The sequence below is a fragment of the uncultured Ilumatobacter sp. genome (assembly GCF_963980585.1).
Lineage (GTDB): Bacteria > Actinomycetota > Acidimicrobiia > Acidimicrobiales > Ilumatobacteraceae > Ilumatobacter_A.
The window spans coordinates 1-6,508 of record NZ_CAXCAM010000077.1; the positions used below are offsets into that span (position 1 = coordinate 1).

Annotated in this window: 7 protein-coding genes; 4 read left to right on the forward strand and 3 right to left on the reverse strand. The window is 60.8% G+C overall.

The annotated features are described in order from the left end of the window. The first annotated feature begins 437 nt into the window (after positions 1-437). On the forward strand, positions 438-794 hold the full coding sequence (locus ACH2DW_RS14950; protein ID WP_394930546.1) for a hypothetical protein: 357 nt from the start codon (positions 438-440) through the stop codon (positions 792-794). A 350-nt stretch (positions 795-1,144) separates the two neighbouring features. Continuing rightward, entirely contained in the window at positions 1,145-1,951 is an 807-nt protein-coding gene (locus tag ACH2DW_RS14955) for a Bax inhibitor-1/YccA family protein (RefSeq protein WP_394930547.1), read from the forward strand. A 17-nt stretch (positions 1,952-1,968) separates the two neighbouring features. Here the strand turns inward: ACH2DW_RS14955 and trxA are convergent, their stop codons facing one another. The 3 genes from trxA to ACH2DW_RS14970 form a co-directional block, all read right to left on the reverse strand. Beyond that, positions 1,969-2,397, reverse strand: coding sequence for a thioredoxin (trxA, locus tag ACH2DW_RS14960; RefSeq protein ID WP_394930548.1), 429 nt, complete (start codon positions 2,395-2,397; stop codon positions 1,969-1,971). A gap of 75 nt (positions 2,398-2,472) precedes the next feature. Further along, positions 2,473-3,222 (reverse strand): DUF2817 domain-containing protein, encoded by a 750-nt coding sequence (locus ACH2DW_RS14965; protein WP_394930549.1) that lies wholly within the window; start codon positions 3,220-3,222, stop codon positions 2,473-2,475. A gap of 181 nt (positions 3,223-3,403) precedes the next feature. Then, the gene (locus ACH2DW_RS14970; RefSeq protein WP_394930550.1) at positions 3,404-4,582 is read right to left on the reverse strand and encodes a CapA family protein; all 1,179 of its coding nucleotides are present in this window, start codon (positions 4,580-4,582) and stop codon (positions 3,404-3,406) included. Between the two features lie 102 nt (positions 4,583-4,684). On the opposite strand from ACH2DW_RS14970, the gene ACH2DW_RS14975 reads away from it, so the two are divergent. Then, positions 4,685-4,858: a hypothetical protein gene (locus ACH2DW_RS14975; RefSeq protein ID WP_394930551.1), complete on the forward strand. Its 174-nt coding sequence runs from the start codon at positions 4,685-4,687 to the stop codon at positions 4,856-4,858. Positions 4,859-4,986: 128 nt separating this feature from the next. After that, on the forward strand, positions 4,987-6,508 hold a 1,522-nt coding region (locus ACH2DW_RS14980), incomplete at its 3' end, for a hypothetical protein (RefSeq protein WP_394930552.1).

Here is a 6,508-nt window from a genome sequence, read left to right on the forward strand (position 1 = left end):
GAGAGGCAGGGCGCACGAGGAAACTCGCACGTGTACGCGCAAGGATAGAGCCATCTGGCCCGTTCCCAATTGCCAACCGAGGATAACCAAAGTGTCCCAGTCAAATTGCCTGTCAATCAGCTAACACAGATCCGACTGTGCCTCCGAAGGACCGCCCCTACCCGACATATCAGGAACTGCGATTATCGGGCGCTGCACTTGGGCCGAAGTGTGGCGGCCTCGCCATCTTGGGGCGAACTTCGGGCTCGTGTTCTGCGGGCCTTCGCTCGGACCGCCGGTCCGTGATGTTGCCGGTTGCTGCGCGGTGGGTTCTGCCGGCCCAACGGTCGAGACCGTTCTGCACGCCGAACTAGCGACGCCAGAAACTAACCGCAATAGCGTCGAGAACTTTGTGCTAAACAGTTTTCAACCGAAGACAACTAGAAGGAGAAAATGTTATGGACGAATCAACATGGATGGAAATGTCAGCACAGAATTCCACCCGGCAGAGCTGGTCTCAGCTCACCTATTTCATTTCAGTATTTGCTTTAACAGCCACCATTGTCTTCGGCGAAGCCGGCGACTACGCACTCCTTCTAACAGTCGCAGCAGTCGGTGTTGGCCTGTTTGGAATTTTGTCTTTCGATGCCGCTCAGCAGGGGTGGATGCAAATGGCAGAGTCAATGCCCGACAGCATTGCTTCGACTGCAGTCGGCAAAGCAGCGAGTCAGACCGGTCAATACAACTTTTACAGGGCAACTAATGCCGTAGTTACCGCCATCATTTCGGCAGCTCAAATAATAGCAATCAACTAACGTGCAGGCCCGTTGGCCAGCGTTCTGATAACCAACTGTGGGATTTCTTCGAGTCCATGCTGCAAATAAACATTGCGGCCGACATCGATATCCTCGCCGTACTAGGGGCGATCTCAATGGCGGGTTAGGCGGTCACGGTGGGCGCACGAGTGAACCTCGCACGTGTACGCACAAGCAGAGAGCCATCTGGCCCGTTCCCAATTCCAACCGGGGATAACCAAAGTGTCCCAGTCAAATTGCCTGTCAATCAGCCAACACCGACCCGCCAGTGCCTCCAAACCCACCCACCGCCTAGTTTGAAGGGTGATGAGCTTTGGGCACCGTGCCCACCCCAGAAAGGGTCCGACAAAATGACCACAGCGATGTACGCGCCGTCTGACCACAGCGGCAATCCCGCGTTCAGCGACCGAGTCACATCCGAGTACATGACAGCGCCAGCTGAGCGCGGCACGACGATGACTCGTGGCGGCGTAGCAATCAAGACGCTTGTTAACCTTGCGGTGCTAATTGCTGCTGGTGCGTGGGGCTGGTCGTCGGCCACCGATCCCGTCGCGGCTGACGCCGGCGCCGGCTATGCCAATGTGACCGTGACCATTCCAGGTGGATTCTGGCTGGCATCGTTCGGTGCCTTCTTCGTCGGGATCCTTTGCGCGTTCAACCCTCGCCGCGCAGCCTTTTTCGGCATCCTCTACGCCATGCTCGAGGGGTACGTCCTGGGTGCGATCTCTGCAATGTTCGAGGCACAAACCGAAGGCATCGTCAGCGCCGCGATCCTCAGCACCGTCTGCGTCTTCATCGTCGCCTGGCTCGTGTACGCCTTGGGCATCATCAAACCGACGCGCAAGCTGGCGTTCGGCGTCACGGCCGCAATGGGCGGGTTGATGTTGCTCTACTTCTTCGTCTTCATCGTGTCGCTGTTCGACTGGGGGTGGCTCTACAGCGAGAGCTTCCGCACCATCGGCTTGGTCGTCACCGTGCTCGCAATCATCCTGGCCGCGCTCAGCTTGACTCTCGACTTCGGCTCCATCGACGCCGGGGTCGAGGCCGGTGCACCCAAATTCATGGAGTGGTACAGCGCCTATGGCCTCATGGTCACACTGATCTGGCTCTATCTGCTGATTCTGCGACTCCTGGCCATCCTGGGCCGCAACAGGTGACCAGCGTTCGGCGGCAATCAACCGGGTGAGGTCAACTTCGCGACCGCTCCGCGCATCACATGCTCGGGCTGAGCACCAATCACCGTGTCGACGACTGCGCCGTCGCGCAAGAACACGAGCATCGGAATACTCGACGCGTTGAATCGCTGCGAGATCACCGGGGAGCCATCGACGTTGACCTTCACGACCTTCAACGACCCAGAAAAATCGCCAGCCAGCTTCTCGAGAATTGGCGCCACCATCCGGCACGGGCCGCACCATGGCGCCCACAGGTCGACAAGAACGAGACGCGACGTGTCGGTCACCTGAGCGAAGTCGACGTCGGTCGCATCGACCAGCCACGGAAGGTCGGCATGACACTTTGCGCACGTCGGTTTTCCCGACGACGCGGCCGGCACACGATTCTTCGCACCACATGATGGACAGGGCACCACATTTGCTGCCATATTCTAACGATACGGGTGCCAGCACAGTTGAGGGGCCCGGCTCCGCTCGCGGCAGGCGCAGCGAGTCGGCGCGACCTACTTCGACCGGTGCACAGACACGTGTGGCAGCAGCGCGGTGAAGCCGCGCACGTGGTCATCGACAAGCGATTGCGCCGTCGACCATGACGTCACCTCCACCAACATCGAGCGCAACCCGGCGGTCCGCGCCGACCACGATTCACCACCACCGAGATGAGAGACTGCGGGACGAACTTGAATCCCAGCAGCGTTCGCCCACAACTCCGCGTACTGAATCGGGCAGTCGGCAACAGGCGCCACGTAGTCGAGGGGTTGGTGGATCCAAATCACCAAGTCGGGTCGCTCGGTCTGCAGCAAGTTCATCGCCGCCTGCGTTTCGAGTTCCGAACCCGGACCAGGACCAGAGCTGTCCTTCGATGAAGACCACAGCCACGGAAAATTGCGGTTCAGATCGACGCCCCGAGCATTGCGCCGGGTGTTCGCCGCCCAGCCATCCGGGTTCAGCGATGGAATGATCGTCACGTTCATGTCGGCCGGGCGGGCGGTGTGGAGGAATGCCTCCGCCAACGGGTAGGTGATCCGCTCGTTGCCGTGCATCCCAGACACCACCGTCACATGCCGTGTCGCTCCACGCGATCGAGAGTCCCATCGAACAATCTGGCGCCCTTGGACTGTGGTGCCAATCGAACCTTGGGTCCAACGTCCACGATCAGCGACCGGGTCAAGACGCACTGCCGGGGAAGCCACCGACGCCGCTTTATCGACCGAAGGTGCGGAGCGAGCACCCGCGAAGCTTCGCCAGCCCACAGCGGTTGTGACTGCGACTCCGGCAACCGTTCTAATTGCTGTGCGCCGAGTAACGATGTCAAAAACCTAGCCGAACGACCCACTCGGTTGAGGAGTTACCGTGCTGTTGCGAGTCGGAAATTTCGGAGAATCCCAACGTTGCCAGAGTCAGGACGTCGTCAAAATCCGAATGATTGAGAAGTCAACGGGGAACGAACTCGCCGAGCACAGCCGTAGTCCGAGCGAGCGACCTGAGTAAGGCTGCTCGGCGATTTCCAGGGATCGTCGGGTCAGCGAGTTGAGCACGCACGTCTCGAATTATCCACCCGTTGTCCCTATCGACCCAGGTCGGTATCACACGGGGGCGGTCCACGACGGCTTCAACACCATTGGGCTTCCTCGCGTTGTCGACAAACGTGACATTGAAGTCGACGACCGCTCCGTCTTGGGAAGAGGCAGGGAACCACGGGCTCTCGCGCATATTCGACAAGAAATTGCCGAGTCCGAATGCAACCCAGACGCCGTTGATTCGCTCGACTGGTTGCAGCACGTGCGCATGGTGGCCAAGAATCAGATCCACGGCGCCGCTCGCGGTCACCGCCTCAGCAACTCTTCTCTGCTCTGCGCTGGGCTGGCGGTCATACTCGACGCCCCAATGAAGACTGAGTACGACAAGCTCGGCGCCGCGTTGTCGCGCCACGCGACCATCGGCGATGATCCGGTCGACGTTGATGAGCGGCGACCGCCACTGTTGGCCAGAGGGGACGTACGCGCCGTTAAAGCCATAGGTGTAGGACAAATGGGTGACCGCAGCGCCATTCATGCTGACGACTTGCGGAATCGCCTCCGCAGGGGTCCGAGCCATTCCTGACTGCTGAACGCCTACCGACTCAAGCGCCGCGACCGTTCGATCGATGCCTGCGACCCCACGATCGAACGTGTGGTTGCTCGCGGTCGAGCAGCGGTCGTACCCGGCGCTGGCAATGGCATTGGTTACTTCAACCGGCACTCCGTACACCGGATAGGTCGACAGCGCCTGACCGACAGGCACGATCGGGGTCTCGAGATGGCAGATCGCGAGGTCGGCGAAGCCAATCACCGGCGCGATGTCGGCGAACATCGGCGCGAAGTTGTACCCGGCCCCACCGGCATTGCTCGCTGCCTGCGACCAAAGTGGGCTGTGCGGCAAGATGTCTCCCGTTCCCGAGACGGTCAGGTGGCGCACGGGCGGGGTGAGCCGTTCAGCAGGCGCAGTTGCCCGACCCAAACCATCGATGCTTTCGGACCGAGTTGCGCCACCCGTGAAGGGCCCCGCCGTGATCAAGCATCCCGCTGCCACACCAACAGCCAGGAGCGACCGTCGAACTCCGAAACGGGGCATCTGACGATGATAGATGACCAAGGTCGTGCGCATCCGAACAGTCCGAGGCATCAAGTCGGCCAATGAGACAGGCCCGGCCCCAGCATTTCGTAGGGTGTCGGCATGAGTCGGATATATGCAGGGGCGGATCAGTTGGTCGATGTCTACGGCGCAATGTTTGAGCGTGTGGCCGAGGACGACTCGATCGACGATCTAGTCGAGCAGCAGATGGCGATCAACTTCCGACTCAACGATCCCGCGGCCGACATCTGGGTCGACGGCCGCCTCGCCGCCTGACACCATCGTGCTCTCAGATCGTGCCGATGGTCAGCCATGAGTCCACTCTGGGAGTCCGTTCTCGACGCGACTATTACGGAGTTCACGATCGCAAAACAGTCACTCGACCTGGCCCCCACGATCGGCGAATGTCGCATAAACTTCGGCCGATCATGACCGAGCCGATGCATGCTGGACGACGCCGAGCGCCGAGCGCGCTGCGAGTTCTCACGGCCGTCGCCATTCTCGCCTCGATTCTCACGCTGATCACGCCGGGCGCTGACCGCCTTGATGCCAGCGCTGCAACGGGTGGCCAAGCGTCTCGTTACGTTGCGATATCGCCGGAGCGTGTGCTCGATACGCGGTACCCAGGCTTCGGCGTCACTCGTGACGGCGACGGCGACACGCTCTCACTCGACCCACTCACCCCCGCAGTCATCGCAGCGGCCGGCGTCGATCCACTCGCCGTCAAGGCCGTCGCCATCAACCTCACGATTACCGAACCGATCGCGCCCAGCTGGCTGAAGTCGTTCCCGTTCGGGCTTGCCACCTCCGACGACGTGTCGACATCTGCGGTCAACAACCGAATCGCGAACGAGACGATCGCCAACTTCTCGATCGTACCGGTCGGCACGAACGGGAGAATCTCCATCCAGTCGCTCCGAAGCTCCCACATCGTCGTCGATGTGCAAGGGGTGTTCGAAGGTTCTACATCAAGCCGGGCGGGGCGCTTCGTCCCGTTGGATGTCCCGACTCGGATCACGGACACCCGCCAGACCCGGGTGCCGGTCCCCGCCAACGGCCAACTCGTGATCGATCTCTCATCCGTCGTTGACGAAGGGGCGTCGGCTGCGTTGATCAACATGGTTGCCACTGAGACCCAGGGGTCCGGATTTCTCACGGTCCATCCCGGCGGCAAGGTTCCGAACTCGTCGAACCTCAACTACACCGGAGTTGCTCACACCATTGCGGGCAGCGCGATCGCCAGGCTGAGGCCAGACGGCACGACCACCATCTCCGTCTCCAACAATGCCACCCATATCGTGGTCGACGTCATCGGGTGGATGACTGGCGAGATGACCGGCGACTCAGAAACTACTAGCTCGTCGTCAGGCCTTTACGTTCCAGTGAGCCCCGAGCGGCACTACGACAGCCGGCCTGAAGAAGTCCCAATCGGGTCCTCAGCGTTGGCACCAAGAACGTCACGTTCTTTGCAGATCGCCGGGAAGTTGAGCGTGCCCGCGACCGGCGTGCTCGGCGTGGCCACCAACCTGACGATGACCAACACGGATGGGCCCGGCTACCTCGTGATGTACCCGAAGGAGCCGATGCCTGACCCGTACTCATCGGTTAACTCCATGTTCGCGAACCACTCAATCGCGAACCATGCGATCGCTCGGCTTCACAACGGCAAGCTGAGCGTCTATTCAATGGGACGATCAGATTTCATTGTGGACGTCAGCGGATACTTCCTCGACGGAACGACGACACCACCGCGGACGACAAAGAGACAGCCGACTACTCCACCGACAGCACCGAGCACGCCGACAGGTGTGACCCAGCCTCCTGCCGACAACGACTACGAGTATCTCCTCGAGGCCACCGGGTCGAATGCGCAGTACGGCGCCTACCAGCGCAACGGACGCAAGTACTACGGGTGGACGCCGTGCG